Origin of the sequence: Dactylosporangium sp. CA-233914, assembly GCF_050942935.1 — a bacterium.
GTDB lineage: Bacteria > Actinomycetota > Actinomycetes > Mycobacteriales > Micromonosporaceae > Dactylosporangium.
In genome coordinates, this window is sequence record NZ_CP192030.1 from 9,600,487 (window position 1) to 9,620,440 (window position 19,954).

At 71.5% G+C, this 19,954-nt stretch carries 10 protein-coding genes and 1 riboswitch; of the genes, 1 reads left to right on the forward strand and 9 read right to left on the reverse strand.

Going from position 1 to position 19,954, the window contains the following annotated elements:
* The first annotated feature begins 77 nt into the window (after positions 1-77).
* On the forward strand, positions 78-3,461 hold the full coding sequence (locus ACQPY0_RS42605; protein ID WP_432974286.1) for a type 2 lanthipeptide synthetase LanM family protein: 3,384 nt from the start codon (positions 78-80) through the stop codon (positions 3,459-3,461).
* 557 nt (positions 3,462-4,018) lie between these two features.
* Here the strand turns inward: ACQPY0_RS42605 and ACQPY0_RS42610 are convergent.
* The 9 genes from ACQPY0_RS42610 to ACQPY0_RS42650 form a co-directional block, all read right to left on the reverse strand.
* The gene (locus ACQPY0_RS42610) at positions 4,019-7,315 is read right to left on the reverse strand and encodes a type 2 lanthipeptide synthetase LanM family protein (protein ID WP_432974288.1); all 3,297 of its coding nucleotides are present in this window, start codon (positions 7,313-7,315) and stop codon (positions 4,019-4,021) included.
* A 76-nt stretch (positions 7,316-7,391) separates the two neighbouring features.
* On the reverse strand, positions 7,392-7,628 hold the full coding sequence (locus ACQPY0_RS42615; RefSeq protein WP_432974290.1) for a mersacidin/lichenicidin family type 2 lantibiotic: 237 nt from the start codon (positions 7,626-7,628) through the stop codon (positions 7,392-7,394).
* 321 nt (positions 7,629-7,949) lie between these two features.
* Positions 7,950-9,845: a putative bifunctional diguanylate cyclase/phosphodiesterase gene (locus tag ACQPY0_RS42620; RefSeq protein ID WP_432974292.1), complete on the reverse strand. Its 1,896-nt coding sequence runs from the start codon at positions 9,843-9,845 to the stop codon at positions 7,950-7,952.
* A gap of 104 nt (positions 9,846-9,949) precedes the next feature.
* Positions 9,950-11,365: a serine hydrolase domain-containing protein gene (locus ACQPY0_RS42625; RefSeq protein ID WP_432974294.1), complete on the reverse strand. Its 1,416-nt coding sequence runs from the start codon at positions 11,363-11,365 to the stop codon at positions 9,950-9,952.
* Entirely contained in the window at positions 11,362-12,777 is a 1,416-nt protein-coding gene (locus ACQPY0_RS42630) for a B12-binding domain-containing radical SAM protein (RefSeq protein ID WP_432974296.1), read from the reverse strand. The genes ACQPY0_RS42625 and ACQPY0_RS42630 overlap by 4 nt, the downstream gene beginning before the upstream one ends.
* 97 nt (positions 12,778-12,874) lie before the next feature.
* Entirely contained in the window at positions 12,875-13,636 is a 762-nt protein-coding gene (locus ACQPY0_RS42635; protein ID WP_432974298.1) for an ABC transporter ATP-binding protein, read from the reverse strand.
* The gene (locus ACQPY0_RS42640; RefSeq protein WP_432974300.1) at positions 13,636-14,640 is read right to left on the reverse strand and encodes a FecCD family ABC transporter permease; all 1,005 of its coding nucleotides are present in this window, start codon (positions 14,638-14,640) and stop codon (positions 13,636-13,638) included. Before ACQPY0_RS42640 ends, ACQPY0_RS42635 begins: the two co-directional genes overlap by 1 nt.
* Before the next feature lie 56 nt (positions 14,641-14,696).
* Entirely contained in the window at positions 14,697-15,680 is a 984-nt protein-coding gene (locus tag ACQPY0_RS42645) for an ABC transporter substrate-binding protein (protein ID WP_432974302.1), read from the reverse strand.
* Between the two features lie 31 nt (positions 15,681-15,711).
* Positions 15,712-15,884, reverse strand: a riboswitch (cobalamin riboswitch).
* Between the two features lie 752 nt (positions 15,885-16,636).
* On the reverse strand, positions 16,637-19,930 hold the full coding sequence (locus ACQPY0_RS42650) for a family 78 glycoside hydrolase catalytic domain (RefSeq protein ID WP_432974304.1): 3,294 nt from the start codon (positions 19,928-19,930) through the stop codon (positions 16,637-16,639).
* Between the last annotated feature and the right edge of the window lie 24 nt (positions 19,931-19,954).

Consider the following 19,954-nt stretch of genomic DNA (forward strand, 5'->3'; position numbering starts at 1 on the left):
CTGAGGGCGTTCGCTCCGGGCCGGAGGGCCGGGAACGGATCGCTGAACCACATCCGGTTCGAAGACAAGGCGGAAACATGTTCGAGCAGCATCTCCATGCACCGGACTGGTGGCGTGGCCTGACCCGATCCGAACGGGCCGCCGGCACACCGTCCATGACCGAAGAACAGCGCGACTACGGCCGGCGCCGCCGGGAAGCCTGGCGTGGCGGGCACATTCTGCGCGGCACGGACATACAACTGGACCGGTGGGAACGACTGGGCCTCACCGAGGAGCGGATCATCGATCTGCTGGGCGAACCGCCCGAGTCGGTCGCCGCCCGGCTCCCCGACCGCCCGGCCTGGCTGGACGTGATCACGGACGCCTGGCGGCGCTTCGGGTCGGTGCGGCTGGAAGACCTGGGGATCCATGGTCCCGGGTCGGGCTGTACCCACGACGGCCATGACCACCCGGCGCCGGACGGTCAGGCCGCGAACGTGGAATTCCTCAACCTCATCGCGCCGCTGCTGGCCTGGGGCGGGCAGGAGTTCGCTCGCCGGATGGCCGAACTGGCCGCCCGCCACGGGCCCGGTGACGAGAGTCTTCCACCGGACAACGCCCTGTTCCAACCACCGCTGGATCGCCTTCTGAGCATGATCACCTCGATGATGATCCTGGAGGTGAACGTCGCCCGGCTGGAGGGCCGGCTGGGCGGCGCAACGCCGAGCGAACGGATGGCCGCCTTCGTCGAGCAGATCCGCACACCGCAGACGGCGCTGGGCATGCTCGCCGAGTACTCCGTGCTCGCCCGGGAGCTGGTCACCTGTGTGCGCACCGCGGTGGACATCCGCGCCGAGTTCGTCGAGCGCCTGCTCACCGACCTCGCCGTGCTCCGTGAGACCTTCGACGGGTCATGGCACGGACTCGACTGCCTCGCCGACGTCCAATTCGGTGCCGGGGACACCCACCGCGGCGGCCATACGGTTGCGATCCTCACCTTCACCGATGGCCGCAAGCTCGTCTACAAGCCACGCAGCCTCCGCGTGGAGGTCCACTTCAACGAACTCCTCGACTGGCTCAACGCGAGCGGCCTGCGCCATCCGCTTCGGCCGTTGCGAGTCCTGGACCGCGGCGAGTACGGCTGGGTGGAGCATGTCGCCGCCGCGTCGTGTGCGGACGAAGAGCAGGTGGCCCGGTTCTTCTGGCGGCAGGGCGCCTACCTCGCGCTCTTCTACGCGCTCTGCGGCTCCGACATGCACTTGGAGAACGTCATCGCGGCGGGCGAGCACCCGATCGTGGTGGACCTGGAGGCCATCTTCCAGGTGCCGCCCCGGGCGACCGGTGACCAGTCGGCCCCCTTCGTCCTCGGCGAGGCTCCGCAGGTGGTGCGCGACTCGGTGCTGCGCATCGGCCTCCTGCCCGAGCGGATCATCACCATCGACGAGGAGGGCGTCTACGACGCGGAGGTCAGCGGACTCGCCGGCGGAGGCGGCCAGCTCTCGCCCGGCCGCCTGCTCACCTACGTCGGCAGTGGTACCGACGAGGTGCGCGTGGTGCGGGACCGGCGCGAGATGCAGGAGACGCAGAATCGCGTACACCTGAACGGCCGCCCGGTCCACGCCCTGGCCCACACCGGCACCCTCGTCAACGGGTTCACGGAGTGCTACCGGATCATCGCGGCACGGCGCCGGGACCTGCTGGCCGAGGAGGGCCCGATCACGCGGTTTCGCGACGACGAGGTGCGTTTCATCCCGCGCCCCACCATGACGTACAGCCGGATCCAGATGGAGTCGTGGCATCCGGACCTCCTGCGCGACGCCCTCGACCGCGAAATCTTCTTCGAGGTGCTCTCGTCCGGATTCGTCGGCCTGCCGGACCGAGATGCCCTGCTCGCGAGTGAGCAGCGTCAGCTTGCCGACCAGGACATCCCGGCTTTCCATACCACCCCCGGCTCGACGGACCTCCACGACGGCCGCGGCGTGGTCGCGCGCGACTTCCTGCAGACGAGCGGGCTGGACGCGGTCCGGACGAGGATCGGTGCGATGTCCGAGCGGGACCTGCTGCGGCAGCTCTGGTGCATCCGCGCTTCGATGTCCGGGCTCACGGTCGGGACACCCAACTCCGAAACCATCGAACCCAGGCCGCTGCCCGACGCGCCGATCGACGCGGATCTGGCGATCCGGGCGGCCAGGTCGGTCGCCGGCCTGCTGCTGGATGCCGCGCTCAGTGTCGGCGACGAGGCACCGTCGTGGCTGTCGGTGAACTTCATCGGCGACCGCTTCTGGAAGGTTGGGCACGCCGGCCTCGACCTCTACACGGGAATCTCCGGTGTGGCGCTGTTCCTTGCCCACCTCGGCGCGGTCACCGGCGACGTCCGGTTCCGCCGGCCCGCCGATCAGCTTGCTCAGCAACTCGCCGACGTGACCGGAAAGCTCGCCGCCGTCGATGGGCGCGGTGCCGGGCTGGCCATCGGCGGGTTCAGCGAGCTCGGTGGCCTTGTCTACGTGCTGAGCCAGCTCGCGGACGTGCTGGGTGAGCCTGCGCTCATCGATGCGGCTCGGCAAGCCGCGGCGATGTGCCGGGACCGCTTCGCCGCGGACGAGGTGCTTGATGTGATCAGCGGTACCGCCGGAGCGGCGCTCGCGATCCTCGCCCTGCACCACGCCCATCCCGATGAGAGCACCTTCGATGCCATCAAGGCCGCCGGGGCCGTCATCGCCGATCGGGCGATCGAGGTGCCGGGCGGAATTGGATGGCGGGCGGAGTTCGAGGACGCGCCGGCGCTGCTGGGGTTCTCGCACGGGGCCAGTGGGATCGGGTATGCGCTGGCTCGGATTTCCGAGGTTACCGGGGATGGCCGGCTGGTGGACCTGTGTGGGCGGGCGCTGGGCTTCGAGCGGTACCACCTGTCGCCGGAGCGGCGCAACTGGCCTGATCTGCGGACGGTCAACGCGTCCGGCGGTTTCATGAACGCCTGGTGTCACGGCGCGGGCGGTATCGGCCTGGCCCGTGCCGCGATGCTGCGGCTACCCGGCCTGTCCGGGTGGCATGACCTGATCCGCGAGGATCTGCGGATCGCGACCGGCCGGGTCCGTGACGATCTGGTGAGCGAGGCACGCTACACCGGCACGGGCAACGACTCGCTCTGCCACGGCGATCTCGGCCTGGTCGAGACGCTGCTGGCGGCCGGGCCGGCACTCGGCGAACCAGACACCGCCGACCTGGCCCGCCGCTGCGCCCGGGCCATCGCCGAACGAGTACTGGACGGCACACCCCGGCCCGGCGTCCCACAACACGTCAGCACACCAGGCCTGCTGATGGGACTCGCCGGCATCGGCTACGGACTACTCCGGACAGCGATACCGGACCAGGTGCCCGATGTCCTGCTGCTCGCGCCGGCCGGGCACGATCGAGAGACCGACGTCGACCGTGCGGCGTGGTCTGCCCCGGAGCATCGACCACGTCTGGTTCTCCCGCGATAGGGGCTCTTGCGGGATTCGGGTGTGAGGCACCGCGGCGAGGACCGGTGGCTTATCGGTGATCACCTCAGCGGCGCTGGTACTGCGACAACCCGGAGAACCAGCGCCTACGGAGCGGCGCGCTGGGGGACCCGCGCGATGTGGCGAAAGCTGGATTGCCTGAAGCCCAATCTCCGCTCGACGCAACGAAACGTCCGCCGGAAAGACGCCTGAAACCGGCGCTGCGGCCTGTACGTCGGTGCAACCCCCTGGCCGCAGGCGATGCCCAATGAGGGCATTCAAGGAGATGAGTGGGACGCCTACGTCGCGCTGTCACGTATGCCGAAGACGAACGCGGGATCGCCTACTGGGCGCGAGCCCTACGGCGACGGAGGCCCCGTAGTAGTCGGAGTCACGACCGGCCAGGGAGGACGGGAAAGCCGTCCACAGGGCGAAGTTGGGCCGTCGGAAAAGGGCCAGTACAGCTGGCACCTCGTCGACGGCCTACCCTGCGCGATAGGCGGGCGATCCGGGCACCTTGGCGGTGGTGCCCGGATCGTCGCGGGAGGCGGTACGGCTGCTCAGGCGGGTGCTGCGTCCAGCAGCAGGACGTTCGGGACCCGGTCCGGTATCGCTGTCCGGAGTAGTCCGTAGCCGATGCCGGCGAGTCCCATCAGCAGGCCTGGTGTGCTGACGTGTTGTGGGACGCCGGGCCGGGGTGTGCCGTCCAGTACTCGTTCGGCGATGGCCCGGGCGCAGCGGCGGGCCAGGTCGGCGGTGTCTGGTTCGCCGAGTGCCGGCCCGGCCGCCAGCAGCGTCTCGACCAGGCCGAGATCGCCGTGGCAGAGCGAGTCGTTGCCCGTGCCGGTGTAGCGTGCCTCGCTCACCAGATCGTCACGGACCCGGCCGGTCGCGATCCGCAGATCCTCGCGGATCAGGTCATGCCACCCCGACAGGCCGGGTAGCCGCAGCATCGCGGCACGGGCCAGGCCGATACCGCCCGCGCCGTGACACCAGGCGTTCATGAAACCGCCGGACGCGTTGACCGTCCGCAGATCAGGCCAGTTGCGCCGCTCCGGCGACAGGTGGTACCGCTCGAAGCCCAGCGCCCGCCCACACAGGTCCACCAGCCGGCCATCCCCGGTAACCTCGGAAATCCGAGCCAGCGCATACCCGATCCCACTGGCCCCGTGCGAGAACCCCAGCAGCGCCGGCGCGTCCTCGAACTCCGCCCGCCATCCAATTCCGCCCGGCACCTCGATCGCCCGATCGGCGATGACGGCCCCGGCGGCCTTGATGGCATCGAAGGTGCTCTCATCGGGATGGGCGTGGTGCAGGGCGAGGATCGCGAGCGCCGCTCCGGCGGTACCGCCGATGACGTCGAGGGCCTTGTCCTCGGCGAAACGGTCCCGGCACATCGCGGCGGCCGCCCGGGCGGCGTCCGCGAGCGCCGGCTCGCGCCACACCACGGCGAGCCGGCCCAGCGTGTAGACCAGCCCCCCGAGCTCGGTGTACCCGCCGATCGGCAGGGTGTCGGCGAGGTCCCGGCGGTCGGCGAGCCGCGCTGTCACCTCGACGAGTTGCTGGGCGATCCGTTCAGCCGGTCGACGGTACCTCGCGTCCCCGGTGACCGCACCGAGCTGCGCGAGGAACAGCGCCACACCCGGCAGTCCGCTGTGCACGTCGAGCCCAGCGGGCCCGACCGTCCAGAAGCGGTCCCCGAGGAGGTTCACCGACAGCCAGGACGGCGCCTCGCCCCCGGCGACCAGGGCGGCGTCGAGCAGCCGGTCGGCGACCGACCGTGCCGCCCGAACCGCGAGCTCGGTGTCGATCGGCGCCGCGGGCAGCGGCGTGGGCTCAACCCGCCCGGGGACGGGAGTGCCCACGGCCAGCCCGGACATGGCGGCGCGGATGCACCAGAGCTGCCGCAGCAGGTCCCGCTCGGACATCGCACCGATCCTCGCCCGGACCGCGTCCAGCCCGCTCATCTCCAAGAAATCGCGCGCGATCAGGCCGTATCCGTCGTACAGGTCCACCGAGCCGGGGGTGGTGTGAAACGACGGGATGTCCTGATCGGCGAGCTGGCGTTGCTCGCTGGCCAGCACCAGGTCGCGATCCGGAAGGCCGGCGAGCCCGGATGAGAGCACCTCGAAGAAGATCTCGCGGTCGAGCGAGTCGCGGAGCAGGTCGGGATGGTACGACTCGGTCTGCAGCCGGGCGTACGTGCTGGTCGGGCGCGGGATGAAGCGCACCTCGTCGGCGCGGAACTGGGCGATCGGGCCATCCGGGGCGAGGAGCTCGCCGCGGTTGGTCAGGATGATCCGGTAGCACGCCTCGAAGCCGGCCGCGAGGATGCCGGTGCGGGCCAGCGGATCGACCGGACTGCCGTTCAGCCTCGCCCGGTTGTTCGACTCGGGCATCTCGCGCCGGTCGCGCACGATGTGCACCTCGTCGGTGCCGCCTCCTACCGGCATCGGCACCTGGCCCGGGGAGAGCTGCCCGCCGCCGGCCAGCCCGCTGACCTCGGCGTCGTGGACGCCGTCCCGATCTGAGGTGATGATCCGGTCCGGCAGCAGGCCGATCCGCAGGACCGACTCCCTGAGCCATCGTGGCGCCTCGCCGATGGCCAGTGGCGGCGGCCGCTGCGCGGTCCCTCGGGGGCGCACCTGGAAGATCGCCTCGAGGTCGGCGACGACCGGATGCTCGCCCGCCGCGACGACGTTGTCCGGATGCATGCCCGAGCCGCACATCGCGTGGAAGACCGCGAGGTACGCGCCGTGCCGCCAGAAGAAGCGGTCCACCTGCTCCCGGTCCTCGCACGATGCGGCGGCGACATGCTCCTCCCAGCCGTAGTCGCCCCTGTCGATCACGATCAGCGTCCGGAGCGGATGGCGCAGGCCCTTGACGTTGAGCCAGTCGACGGCCTGGTTGAAGTGGACCTCCACGCGAAGGCTGCGCGGCTTGTAGACCACCTTGCGCCCGTCGGTGAAGGTGATGGTCACCTCGGCCCGGCCGCCGCGGTGGGTGTCCGCGCCGCCGAGCTCGAACTCGGCGACGTCGGCCAGCCCTCGCCAACGGCCGCCGAACGCCGCCCGCAGGGCGGGCAGGTCGGTGAGGAGCCGGTCGACGAGCTCGGTCCGGGCCTGTATCGCGATCGACACGCAGATGGCGAGCTCACGGCCGAGCACAGGGTACTCGGCGAGGATGCGCAGCGCGGACTCCGGCTCGCGGATCTGATCGAGGAACGAGGCCATGCGCTGGCCCGGCGTCTCGCCGGTGAGCCGCCCCTCCACCCGGGCGACGTTCACCTCCAGGATCATGACAAAAATGATCATGTGGATGAGCCGGGCCGTCGGTGGCCGCAGCAGCGGGTGGTCCAGCGGTGGGCAGTACTCGCGCCCGTGCCGGGCCGACACCTCGGCCATCCGGGCGCGCAACTCCTGCCGCGTCCAGGCCAGCAACGGCGTGATCAGGTGCAGGAATGCCTCGTTCGCGACGCGGTTGCCGGGACCGCGGCCGTGGTGGCCGGCGCCGGTTCGCGGGTCATCGGTCAGGAAGTCCTCGAGACGGGCCGACCCGAACGACTGCCAGGCCTCGGCGATCACGTCCAGCCAGGGTGGCCGGCCGGGGAGCCGCGCGGCCAGCGACTCGGCCGGTTCGGCGAGCAGTTCGACTACCTGCTCCCCGGTCAACCCAAGGCGCTCCCATCGATCCAGCCGTATGTCCTTGTTCCCCAGGATGTGGCCGTCGCGCCAGGCCGCCCACCGTCGGCGGCCATGATCACGTTCTTCGTCGGTGAGGGTCAACGGGGCGTCCGCCCGTTCGGCGCGGGTCAGGCCATGCCACCAGGTCGGCGCATTGAGAATGTGCTCGAACATGTTCCGCCTTCCGTCCCCGGGGTGGGTATCGTCCGCACGACACCCACCCCGGTTGACTGCCGATCAGCGCTTTTGTTCAGCAGAACGGCCACGTGGTGCACGCGATGTTCCTCGTGTTCGGGCCGCAGGCCCAGTCGCAGGTGAAGCAGGTGCGGAACGTGAAGGGACGGTCGCCCCCACCGAAGATCGGGGCCAGGTCCGGCTCGGGGTCGGCGACCGCGCCCACCGGGTTGTCGAGCATGGCGGCCCGCTCGGCGGCCCCGAGCGTCGCCCGGTAGGCGGGGTCCTTCCACGCACGGATGTTGTCGTTCATCTCGTACTCCTTTGTCAGCGGCCTACCCGGCTGCGGCACCTCCACATGCAGCTCGGGCGGGCGCGAAGATGATGGGGCGGGCCGGAGGGCCGGCAGCACAGAACAGCGACGGAAACCAATGCGCCGGCTCGGCCGGAACCGGCGCCGCCGGACCGCGGCCAGACCCACCATCGACTTTGCGTTCGAACTCGTCAAGGCGCGGTTGAGCCGGCTCCATCGCCGCTAGACCGAAGGCTGACCAGGCGTCGGCCGGCGCGGAACCGATCATCAGCGCCCACGCGCGCGGCGGGCGGCGCAACCTGTGGCTGCGCCGCCATGCGGCTAGGGATGGGCGGCGGGCAGCAGCGACCGGGGGCGGCTCGTGACGGCGAGCCAGTCGTCGAACGGGACCGGGATGCCGGTGCCGTACCCCTGCGCGAAATCGACGCCGATCGACCGCAGCGCGTCGAGCACCACGGCATCCTCGACGAACTCGGCGATCGTGCGCAGCCCCATCTCGTGGCCGATGCGGTTGACGGCCTCGACCATGGCCCGGTCCACCGGGTCGGCGACGATACCGCGCACGAAGGTACCGTCGATCTTCAAGAAGTCCACCGGGAACTGCTTGAGGTAGGTGAAGCCCGACAGCCCGCTGCCGAAGTCGTCCAGGGCGAAGCGGCAGCCCAGCGCCCGCAGCTCGGCGATGAACGCGACCGCCAGGCCGACGTCGCCGACCGCGACGGTCTCGGTCACCTCGAAGCACACGGTGCCGGGCGGGATGCGGTGCAGCGCGAGCTGGTCGCGGATGAAGGCCAGCAGCCGGGGTTCGCCCAGCGAGCCGCCGGAGAGGTTGATCGAGAAGGTCTCGCCGGCCGGGGCACCGGCGCGATAGCGCTGGCCGAGGCGGGTGAACGCGGCGCCGATGACCCAGCGGTCGATCGAGGCCATCAGGTTGTACCGCTCGGCCGCCGGCAGGAACACGCCCGGGCCGATGAGCTCGCCGTCCTCGCCGCGCATGCGCACCAGCAACTCGCCGAACGCGCCCTCGCCGGTGCCGGGGCCGCCCGTGGGCACGATCGGCTGGTAGTACAGCACCAGCTCGTCGCGGTTGATCGCGTTCATCAGCCGCTCGGCCCAGTGTGCCTGGTCGCGCTGCCGGTCGAGCTGGACGTCGCCGTCGGAGACCACGTGCACCCGGTTGCGGCCGCGGTGCTTGGCGGCGTAACAGGCGGCGTCCGCGGCGAGCAGCGCGTTCTGCGGGTCGTCGCCGTCGGCCAGCGCCGCGACGCCCGCGCTGACGCCGAGCGAGAAGACCCGGCCCTGGTACAGGAAGCGGTAGCCGGCGACCGCCTTGCGGATGCCCTCGGCGACCCCGGCCGCGTGCTCGACGGTGCAGTGGCGCAGCAGGACGACGAACTCGTCGCCGCCGACCCGGGCCAGCACGTCGTCCGCCTGCAGCCGCTCCCGCATCAGGTCGGTGACCTGGCACAGCAGCGTGTCGCCGGCGGCGTGGCCGCAGCTGTCGTTGACAATCTTGAACCGGTCCAGGTCGAGGCAGACCAGCGCGTGGGCGCCCGGGCCGGCGGCGGCGAGCTTCCGGTCGAACTCGCGGCGGTTCAGCGCGCCGGTGAGCGGGTCGTGCCCGGCCTCGTACTCCAGCCGGGCCGCGATGCGCCGCTCGGCGTCCTGGGCGCGATCCGCGAAGCTCCAGTTCACGATCGCCGCGGCGGCCGCACCGGCGATGAACACCGCATGGATCACCGCCCAGCGCAGCGGGTGGTGCCAGGCGTCGGAGTGGCTGTAGACCGTCTGCGGCCACAGGACGCCGACGACCGCGTGCTCGACCAGCACAAATCCGGCGGCCAGCAGGAACGCCCGCCATTCCTGATAAAATGTGATCACCACGAGCATGACGAAGAAGTGGAAGTGCATCTCGGTCATGCCGTCGCCGAGCTGCACGAGCACGGCCGAGCTGCCCATCAGCCCGAACGTCGCCGCCGACGCCCGCGCGTTGCGGGAGAACACCGGCTGGGCCGCCGCCGCGAGGGCGACCAGGAGCGGGATCACGGCCAGCAGCGCGGACCCGGCCGAGCGGTGCCGCAGCAGGGCGAAGCCGAACAGCCCGGCGACCTGCGCCGCGAGGATCCACAGGATCGCCCGGTGGCGCAGGCTCCACTCACGCTCCGGCAGCGGATGCCCGCTCGGCAGCAGCCGCGCAAGACGCCGCAGTACCCCCATGGCCTCTTCATCGTCGCGCCGAGCGCCGCCCGGAGTACCGCAACCGAAAGGCAACCATTCCCTTCGACGCCGATCAGGAGATCCGCAATGCGTACTCGGCCGAGTCAGCCGGCGAGCACGTCGGCGGCGGCCTTGCGGGCGGCGTTGTTGCCGCCCCAGGCCGCGTCCGGATGCACCCGGTTGGTCAGCAGCACGAGCACCACCTTCCGGCGCGGCTCCAGCACGATCGACGTGCCGGTGAAGCCGGTGTGGCCGAAGGCGCCGTGGCCGGCCAGGCGGCCCATGTACCACGGCTGGTCGACGTCGACGCCCAGCCCGTGCTGCGCCGACGGCCCGAACCGGGCGTTGGCGTTGGCGCGCATCCGCTCCACCGTCTCCGGGCGCAGCAGCGGGCCGCCGCCGGACAACAGCGCCCGGCCGAACAGGCCCAGGTCGGCGGCCGTGCCGAACAGCCCGGCGTGCCCGGACACGCCGCCGAACGCGGCCGCGGCCGGGTCGTGGACGGCACCGCGCAGCGGGCCCTCGGTGGCGGCGATGCGGGGCAGCATCTCCCGCGGCGGGAGGTAGCCGGTGTCGGCCATGCCCAGCGGTGCGGCGATCTCGGTGCGGACCAGGGTGTCGAGGCGCTCGCCGGTCAGCTCGGCGACGATCGCCCCGAGGGCGATGAAATTCTGGTCGGCGTAGAGGAATCCGGACCCGGGCGCGGCGACCGGCGGCTCGCGCAGCACGTGCTCCAGCCGGTCGGCCGGGGAGCCGCCGGCCAGCGGTGTGTCCTTGGACAGGCCGGACGTGTGGGTGAACAGCATCTGCACCGTGATTCCCCGCTTGCCGGCAAAGGACGGCAGGTATCGCGAGGCGGGGGCGTCCAGGTCCAGCCGGCCGCGCTCGACCAGACGCAGGGCGAGCACCGCGGTGAACACCTTGGTCAGCGACGCCAGGTCGTAGACGGTGTCCGGACGGGCCTGCACGCGCTCGGCCGCCGGCAGCTCCGTCCTGTCCGCGGCGTAGCGGACCGCGTCGCCGACGGCGAAGTGGGCGGCGACCCGCCCGTCGACGGCGGCGAAGGCGACCGCGCCGGGATACAGCGGATGCGCCGGATGCTCGGGGGTCGGCCGCAGGTAGCGGGACACCGCGGCGCGCAGCCCGGCGTCGTACCGGGTGACCGGCGGCGTGGCCCACGGCTCCGGCAGCGACACCGGGATCGACCAGGCCGTCGATCCGGCCGACGGCGACGCCGCGCCCGGGAGCGGCAACCGCCGGGTCGGGCCGCCGCAGCCGGCGAGCGCCGCCGCGGCGGCCCCGCCCACGATCAGCAGCCGGCGGCGGGCAATCGGCGGCTGGGCCGGCAACTCCCCGAAACCCGGCGCTGTGGAACCGGATTTTTCGGACTTATCATCATTTTTCCACCTAACGGTGATGGTGGAGCCGTCGTTGACCTGGAGTTTCGCCGCGCGCACTTTGAGCCAGTTACGGACGACCGCCGCGCCCATGATCCCGGCGCCTGGCACAGCCGTCGTCATGCGGCGATCGTCGCACGCTCGCGTGGCCGCGAACGCATCGGGCGACGGGCGCCGAAGCTGCTCAACGCCGTCTCCAGCAGCGGCAACGCGTGCAGCACCTGCCGCGTGCGGATCAGGGCGTCCCAGACCCGCTCGAACTTCTTCCAGCCCCCGGCGTACGCCAGGTGACGCAGCCGGTCGCCGGGGCGCTCGTGGGCGGCCGCGCCCCGCCACAGCGCGCCCCACCGGTAGAAGTCCTGGTAGGCGCGCCAGTAGCCGTCCTCGAGCTGGCGGGCCGTCATCCCGCGCGGCTCGTAGACCACGTGCCGGGTGTCGTACAGGTCCCAATCGCGGTGGACGATGCGCCCCTCGGCCTCGATGCGGCGGAAGAGCCCGGTCCCGGGGTAGGGCGTCATGATGTGGAACGTCGCGGTCTCGATCCCCTGCGACACCGCCCACTCCACGGTCCGGTCGAACACGTCCGGCCCGTCCTCGTCCATGCCGAACACGAAGCTCGCGTTCACCATCGCGCCCGCGTCGTGGATGCGCCGCGCGACGGCGGCGTAGTCCCGCCCGATGTTCTGCCGCTTGCGTTGCGCGGCGAGGTTGGCCGCGTTGACCGACTCGAAGCCGACGAACAGGCTGCGCAGCCCGGCCTCCACGGCCGCCTCCAGCAGGTCCGGCGCCAGCACGGCGTCCACCGTGGACGCCGCCTGGAACACCCGGCCCATCCCCCGCATGCCCTCGAACAGCTCGGCGGCGAAGCGGCGGTTGCCGAACAGATGGTCGTCGAGGAAGTACAGGTGCCGGCCGGGCAGCCGCTCGATCTCGGCGAGCGCGTCGTCGACGGCCTGTGTGTAGAACGACTTCCCGCCCTCGAAGAACGCGTCCTTGTAGCAGAAGTCGCAGTGGTGCGGGCAGCCGCGCGTCACGACGATCGAGTTGGGCACGAGGTACCGGTGCCGCTGGATCAGGTCCCGGCGGATTCGGGGCAGCCTCGCCAGGGTCCGTTCCTTCGAGGTGTACCGCCTGAGCGGCGCCCGACGCCTCAGGTCCGCCAGGAACGCGGGCCAGGTGTCCTCCCCGGGACCGAGAAAGATCGCGTCGGCGTGGCCGGCCGCCTCGTCCGGCAGCGACGTCACGTGCAGGCCGCCGAGGGCCACGAACACGCCGCGGGCACGGTACCAGTCGGCGAGCTCGTAGGAGCGGCGCGCCGAGGTGATGTACACCTGGATCACCACGAGGTCCGGCAGCGCGGCCTCGGCGGGGTCGAAGCGCTCGACGTGCTCGTCGACGACGCGCACGTCGTCGCCGCCGGGCAGATACGCGGCCAGCGTGGCCAGGCCCAGCGGCGGGAACAGGGAGTACTTGATCGGCCGGAACAGCGGACTGGTCGCCTCGGTCAGCGCCGGCAATATCATCAGGACCCGCATGCCCCGACCGTAGAGAGTCCGGCCGGGGCGTCGGGTGTGCGAAGTGTGCAGATTCGGTGGCGGATCCTCCGGTGACGTGCCCTCACACGCAGGACGTTCAGAATGCTGGTGGCCGGTAGGTGATGACCGGACGTCCGTCGTCCATGGTGACGTCGGCGTCCACGGCGTAGACGTCGGCGAGCAGTTCGGGCGTCAGCACTCCGGCGGGTGGTCCGGAGGCGACCACCCGGCCGTGGTGCAGCACCACCACGTGGTCGCAGAACATCGCGGCCAGGTTGAGGTCGTGCAGTGCGGCGAGGGTGGTGATGCCGCTGCGGCGGACCAGGTGCAGCAGCTGCAACTGGTGGCCGATGTCGAGGTGGTTGGTGGGCTCGTCGAGCAGCAGGAGTTCCGGCTCCTGGGCCAGGGCGCGGGCGAGCTGCACCCGTTGGCGTTCGCCGCCGGACAGTGTCTGCCACCTGCGGTGGGCGTATCCGCTCATATCGACGCGCTTGAGGGCCTCGGCCGCGACCGCCCGGTCGGTGTCGCTGTCGGACCAGCGGGAGCGACGGTGCGGGGTGCGGCCGAGTAGCACGACGTCGAGTGCGGTCAGGTCGAGGTCGGTCTCGGCGTACTGGGCGAGCAGGGCCATCCGTCTTGCCGCGGCGGCCCGCGGCAGCCCGGCGACGTCGTCGCCCGCGACGGTCACGGTCCCGGACCGGGGCGCGATCAGGCCGGCGACGACGCGTAGCAGGGTGGTCTTGCCGGACCCGTTGGGGCCGAGCAGGCCGACCAGGCTGCCGCGCGGCGCCGCGCAGGTCACGCCGTCGAGGAGCCGGGCGACCGGCACCGACCACGAGACGTCGCGGATCTCGAGCATTAGGCGTCGCCGTCCCGCCGGCGCACCAGTACCACGAACGCGGGCACCCCGAGCAGGGCGGTCAGCACGCCCACCGGGAGTTCGCGGGGTTCGAACAGGGTCCGGGCAGCGGTGTCCACCCAGATCAGGAAGATCGCTCCGGCGAGGACGACGACCGGCAGCAGCCGCCGATGGTCGGGGCCGGTGAACCATCGCGCGGCGTGCGGCAGCATCAGCCCGACGAAGCCGATCGCGCCGCTGATCGCGACCAGCACGGCGGTCAGCAGCGCGGTGGTGACCAGCAGCAGCCACCGGACCCGGCCGACGTCGATGCCGAGGGCGGCGGCGGCCTCCTCGCCGAACGCGAATGCGTTGAGCGCCCGGGCATGCCACAGGATCACGGCGAACACCGCTGCGAGCACCGGTGTCGCCCAACCGAGCGCGGTCCAGTCGGCGCGGGCGAGCGAGCCGGACAGCCAGAAGGTAATACTCTGGGTCGCGTGCGGATCGGCCGCCCAGATGATCACGAACGAGGTCAACGCGGCGCACAGCTGTGCGACGGCGACGCCGGCCAGCACCACCCGCGTCGGTCGCAGGACCGCCCGCCGACCGGCGGCGGCGACCACGACGGCGAACGCGGCGAGGGCCCCCGCGAACGCGCCCCCGGTGAGCGTCGCGACACCTGCGCCGAGGCCAAGGATCAGGACGGTGACGGCGCCCAGCGACGCCCCGGAGGAGACGCCCAACAGGTACGGGTCGGCGAGCGGGTTCCGGGTGACGGTCTGCATGACCGCCCCGCAGGCGGCGAGCCCGGCACCGACCACGGCGGCGCCCAGCACCCTCGGCAGCCGCAGCTGCCACACGATGTGGTCACGCAGCAGCGGCACGTCGGCGCTCGTCAGGCCGAGATGGTCGGCGATGACCAGCCACACCGTGCCCAGCGACAGGTCCGCCGGCCCGACCGTCACGGCAGCGCCCACCGACAGCAGCAGGCCGGCCACGAGCGTGACCACCGCGGCGACCATGCGCACCACCCGGACCGGTCGCGCGGGGGCCTGCGCCGGCCGGGCGGTGTCGGCGGTCAGCTGCTCACCCCGCCGAGACCCCGGGCCAACGCCTCAACGGCGAGAACGTTCCGCACGCCCGCCGAGGTGGAGGAGAAGTCCAGGATGACGTACCGCTTGTCCTTGACGGCGGGCAGGTCTTTGAGCGTTGGGTTCTTCTCGAGGAACGCTCGCTTGTCAGCGGCCCTGTTCCAGCTCGCGTCGATGAGCACGATGACGTCCGGGTTGCGCTCGACGACGGTCTCCCAGCTGGTGTCGGCCCAGCTGCCGTCAAGATCGGCGAAGACGTTGGTGACCCCGGCCGCGGACATGATCATGGCGGGGCTGCCGCAGCAGGCGCCGACGCTGGGCGCGTCGCTGCCGTCGTCCCACCACAGCACCTTCCCGCCTTTGGCGCTCGCTGCCTTCGCGATACGCGCCCGCTGGTCGGCGATCAGCGCCTCGGCCCGCTCCCGCACGCCGAAGACCGCGGCGATGTCACGGATCTCGGCGAACACGTCATCCATCGTCAGCTTCGCCGGTCGCACGCCTTTCGGACAGCCGGCGGTGGAGACATACGTGCCCACGCCCAGCTTCTGCCACTCGGCGCGGTCGCCGACCCCCTCGTCGCCGAACGCGCCGGCGAAGGAGGCGTAGACGAAGTCCGGCTCCGTCTCGAGCAGCTTCTCCTTCGACGGGTACTCCTCGGCCAGCACCGGCACCTTCGCGTATGCGGCGGCGTACTCGGGCAGGACCCGGTCGTCGAGGTAGGCGGTGCCGATCATCCGGTCCTGCAGGCCGAGCGCCAGCATGATCTCGGTGGCGGGCTGGTTCATCGTCACCGCCCGCGCCGGGGGCTTCGCGATCGTGACCGGTGTGCCACAGTTGGTGAGCGTGACCGGCCCGTCCGTGACGGACGGCGTGGTGGCCGGTTTGTCGTCACCGGACGCGGCACAGCCGCCGAGCAGGGCGAGCAGAACGGACAGCGGCGCGGCAACGCGCCAGGACACGGGGAACCGCACAGCGGGACCACCTTCCAGCACCTCGTGGACGGGTCGGGCAGGTGCCGTGGCCGGTCTCCTGGCTGACGGGTGGTGCGCCGGCGGCCGGCCTTCCCAGGCATACGCCCAGTGACCTTGCGGTGGCCTCCAGCATCCCGATCACAGTGGCGAGGGCCGCACCGGTCTCACACCGGCTTCCCGAACACCACGGCCAGGCCACCCTAACCAATCCATGCGGCCCCGTCACCATGGCCTGCGCCACGTCACGATCAGGAACCGTACCGATTCACCCCGCTCCACTCGTTCGATGCCGTACGAAACCTGGCGGAATCCGGCACCGCCCGCAGCGTTCCGCCGATCCTGGACTGGTGCTCTCGCTGACGTGCCGCCTGTTTCGGCTTGGCCGCGTTCAGTCCTGCCGCATGAGCCGGGGAGCCATCGAGGTGGGATGCTTCCCGCAGCGATCCATCTGAAGGGGGAGAATTGGCCGACGAATGGCTGGACCACTCCGAGGTGTTGGTCCTGGACCCCTTGGAGGACTCGCCGCTGCCACTCTGGGAGCTTCGCTGGCACGAGGCGACAACACTGCAGGAACTCGCAGACATCCTCGCGCCAGGTCTGATCTCGCTGGCAGCGCGAGGGTTGGTCGAAGTGCGCCGTTTCCATAGCTGGCCGGCACAGTGGGACCAAGGTGTCCCGTTGACCGGGGAGGACCTCGCGCGAGAAAGCACACGCGCTGAGGTTTGGTCCGCCGACGGGGCGCACACCGTGCTAGCGGCTCACATCACCGAGGCCGGCCACAGACTTCTGTAGCCTTCCACGCAACCCCTCTGAACGATTCGGGCCTTCCGCCCGCATCCGCTCATCGGCCGAATCAGTGCGTCGGCAGGAGCTACCAGATGATCGACCGTCGCGACGGCCCGAGCGCACGTCACCGGTGACCCGTGCGGGTCCCGGGTGCGCTCGGGCCGCCGCGATCACTGGACGTAGCAGGCCTTCGCGGTGCCGGGAGCCGGGTCGCCGAAGACCGTGTTCGTGCACGGCGTGCCGTCGGTGACGCGGCGGTACGCGTACCGGCCGGCCGCGCCGAACGCGACCTGGCGGGTGCCGGTGAACACGCACGTCTTCGTCTCGTCGGCGCATGGCGTCCACGTCGTCGTCCCCGGCGGCGGGGCGGTGAGGTAGCAGGCCTTCGCCGTGCCGGAGACCGGATCGCCGAACACCGCGTTGGTGCACGCCGTCCCGCCGGTCAGCGTCGCGTAGCGGAACTGGCCCGCCGCGCCGTACGCCACCGTGGCGGCACCGGCGAACGCGCACGTGCCGGTCTCGGTCGCACACTGCGTCCACGTGTCCGTGGCCGGCGGCGCAGCGGTGACATAGCAGGTCTTGGGGACGTTCGGTGCCGGGTCGCCGAACACGCCGTTGCCGCACGCGGTGCCGTTCGAGAGCGTCGCGTAGCCGAACCGGCCGGCGGCGCCGTACGCCACCGCCTGCGAACCGGCGAACGCGCACGTGCCAGTCTCCGCGGCGCACCGCGGCCACGCGCCCGGCAACGCCGAGGTCCCCGGCGGGGCCACGGAACCGGTGAAGTGCCAGCTGCCGGAGCCGATCGCGTACACGGTCTCCGTCCCGCCGGCCGACACCTGGGTCGCGCCGGCCGACGGGCTCACCGTAGCGTCGCCGCGCCCGAAGTTCGGCACGTGCACCGTCGCCGTCGCCCCGACCGGGACGGTGACGTCGAGCGCGAGTTGCTTTCCGGAGACCGTCCAGGAGCTGGCGACGGTGCCCCGAACGGTGTCGATCGATGCGGCGGCGCGCTGCAGCCCGGCCGGTACCTTCGGGTCGACGACGAGCGTGGCGTACCCGGGCCCGGTCGGCCGGATGCCGGCGACCTCGGTGTAGAGCGAGGCGTTGATCCCGGCGAACATGGCGTGGTCGTGCGTCTCCATGTTGGAGGCGTACGTCCACTGCTCCCACGGCGTCGTCGCGCCGCGGCTGATCTCGTAGCCGAACCCGGGGTACGACGTCTGCCCCAGCACGGTCGTCGCCACGTCGACGCGGCCGATCCGGGCGAGGGCGTCCACCAGGAAGCGCGTGCCGAAGATGCCGGTGTCGAGGTGCCCGCCGTTGCGGTTGAGGATCGTGTCGACGAGCCGGGCGCCGACCGCGGTCACGTTGGCGTCCGGGACCATCCCGAACGCGAGCGGCAGCACGCTCGTCGTCTGGCGGCCGCTGCCGTAGCTCGCGCCGTCGGCGTTGAGGAACCGGGCGTTGAACGCCGCCTTGATGTTCTCGGCGAGCTGGGTGTAGCGGGTCGCGTCGGCGGTCTGGCCGAGCGCCGAGGCAGCTTTCGCGACGGCCTGCGCCTGGCGGTACGACAGCGCGGTGTTCACAATGGACACTTCGCTCTGGCAGGCGCCCGCGCTCGGGTTGCCCTGGCCGCCGTTGGCGTTCGGGCCCAGGTCCGGCGGGCACCAGTCGCCGAACCCGGTCGTCCAGATGTAGCCGGGCACGTTGGTGGCGTTGGTGTCGACGAAGCGCTTCATCGCCGGGTACGTGGCGGCGAGGGTGTCGCGGTCGCCGTACTGCTCGAACAGCGCCCAGGCGAGCACGACCTGATCGCCGCCCATGTCCGGCTGCTGCGCGTTGCCGGCGTCGTTCGGCAGCGCCGTGCCCGGCGGCATGTCGGCCAGGAAGTTGGCGTAGAAGCCGTCCATCCCGAACTCGCGGATCGACGCGTCGTGGTACGCCTGGACGTCCATCCCCGGCGGTGTCCGCTCGTCGCGGACCGGGTTGTCGGTCGGGATGCTCATCGTGTTGTTCAGGATCGCCCAGCGGTTGTTCTGCCAGATCTGGTTCAGCAACGCGTCCGAGGACGTGAACGTGCCCGTGGACCGCACGTCGGCATGCACGACGCGGGCGTCGAGGCTGCCCGCCGCCGGCGTGCCCGGGAAGCCGGTGACCTCGACGTATCGGAAGCCGTGGTAGGTGAACCGTGGTTCGTACGTCTCCAGCGACCCCGTCCCCGCGAGCGTGTACGTGTCGGTGGAGGCGGCGCTGCGGTTCGTCGCCGGGTCGAGCATGCCGTCGGCCTGCACCTCCTCGGCGGTCCGCAGCCGCACCGTGGTCCCGGCCGGCCCCTGCACACGCAGGCGTGCCCAGCCGGCGATGTTCTGGCCGAAGTCGTACACCCAGACGCCGGGCTGCGGCTGGGTGAGGCGCACGGCCGGCCGCGTGGCCACGACCCGGATCGGCGGCAGCGCGGCCGCGTTCAAGGAACCCGATGGGGCGGCGACGGTACGCACGGCCCGCCATCCGGCGTCGGAGAAGCCGGGCTGGTCCCAGCCGTTCCGCTCGAGCCGCGCGTCGTACGACTCGCCGGCGTAGATGTCGTTGGCCGTGATCGGGCCGGTCTGCCACTTCCACGACGGGTCGGTGGTGACCGCCTGGTGCGTGCCGTCGGCGAACGTGACGTCGATGAGCAGGATCGCCTGTTTCGGGCCGGACCAGCGCAAGCCGTACGGGCTGAACCGCGGGCCGTAGCCGTCGCCGAGCCATAGCCCGACCGCGTTGCCGCCGGCGCGCAGGGCAGACGTGACGTCGTACGTGCTGTACAGGTTGCGCTGGTCGTAGGGCGTGTTGGCGGGCGCGAGGACCTGGTCGCCGACCTTGGCACCGTTGAGTCGCAGCTCGTAGAAGCCGAGCCCGTCGACGTACGCGCGGGCCGAGGCGATCGCCTTCGCCGGCAGTGTGAACGAGGTCCGCAGCATCGGCGCCGCCGTGGTGGAGGCGTCGGGGCTGATCCACTGCGCGCCCTTCCAGTCCTGGGCCGTGAACAGCCCGGTCTCCCAGCGCGCGGCCGCGCTCCACGCCGACGGCTGGTCGTTGGCGTCCCAAGCCTGCGTGACCCAGTAGTAGACCCGCGCCGGCTGGAGCGCGGGCCCGCCGTACGGCACGGCGATCGAGTCGGCCGTGGTCACCTTGCCGCTGTCCCAGACGTCCGCGCTGCCGGGGCTGAGCCGGCTCGGGCTGCTGGCGACGAGCACCCGGTACGCGCTCTGCCGCTCGCCGTTCACCGACGAAGACAGCCGCCAGCTGAGACTGGGCCGCGCGTTGTCGATGCCGAGCGGGTCGGTCGCGTTGTTCACGCGAAGGTCGGCGACGGCGACCGCCGCGGCTGCCGCGGCGGCGGGCGCGGCCAGGACGACGGCAGCCGGGAGCGCGAGGATCGCGGCAGCCAGGCACAGCTTGGCTCGCGTGCGAACGAACATGGCGGTGTCCCTCACGAGGCGAGC

Coding starts and splice junctions, on each gene's coding strand:
- ACQPY0_RS42605 (WP_432974286.1), top strand. CDS start 78: ATGTTCGAGCAGCATCTCCATGCACCGGACTGGTGGCGTGGCCTGACC.
- ACQPY0_RS42610 (WP_432974288.1), bottom strand. CDS start 7,315: ATGTTCGAGCACATTCTCAATGCGCCGACCTGGTGGCATGGCCTGACC.
- ACQPY0_RS42615 (WP_432974290.1), bottom strand. CDS start 7,628: ATGAACGACAACATCCGTGCGTGGAAGGACCCCGCCTACCGGGCGACG.
- ACQPY0_RS42620 (WP_432974292.1), bottom strand. CDS start 9,845: ATGGGGGTACTGCGGCGTCTTGCGCGGCTGCTGCCGAGCGGGCATCCG.
- ACQPY0_RS42625 (WP_432974294.1), bottom strand. CDS start 11,365: ATGACGACGGCTGTGCCAGGCGCCGGGATCATGGGCGCGGCGGTCGTC.
- ACQPY0_RS42630 (WP_432974296.1), bottom strand. CDS start 12,777: ATGCGGGTCCTGATGATATTGCCGGCGCTGACCGAGGCGACCAGTCCG.
- ACQPY0_RS42635 (WP_432974298.1), bottom strand. CDS start 13,636: ATGCTCGAGATCCGCGACGTCTCGTGGTCGGTGCCGGTCGCCCGGCTC.
- ACQPY0_RS42640 (WP_432974300.1), bottom strand. CDS start 14,640: ATGGTCGCCGCGGTGGTCACGCTCGTGGCCGGCCTGCTGCTGTCGGTG.
- ACQPY0_RS42650 (WP_432974304.1), bottom strand. CDS start 19,930: ATGTTCGTTCGCACGCGAGCCAAGCTGTGCCTGGCTGCCGCGATCCTC.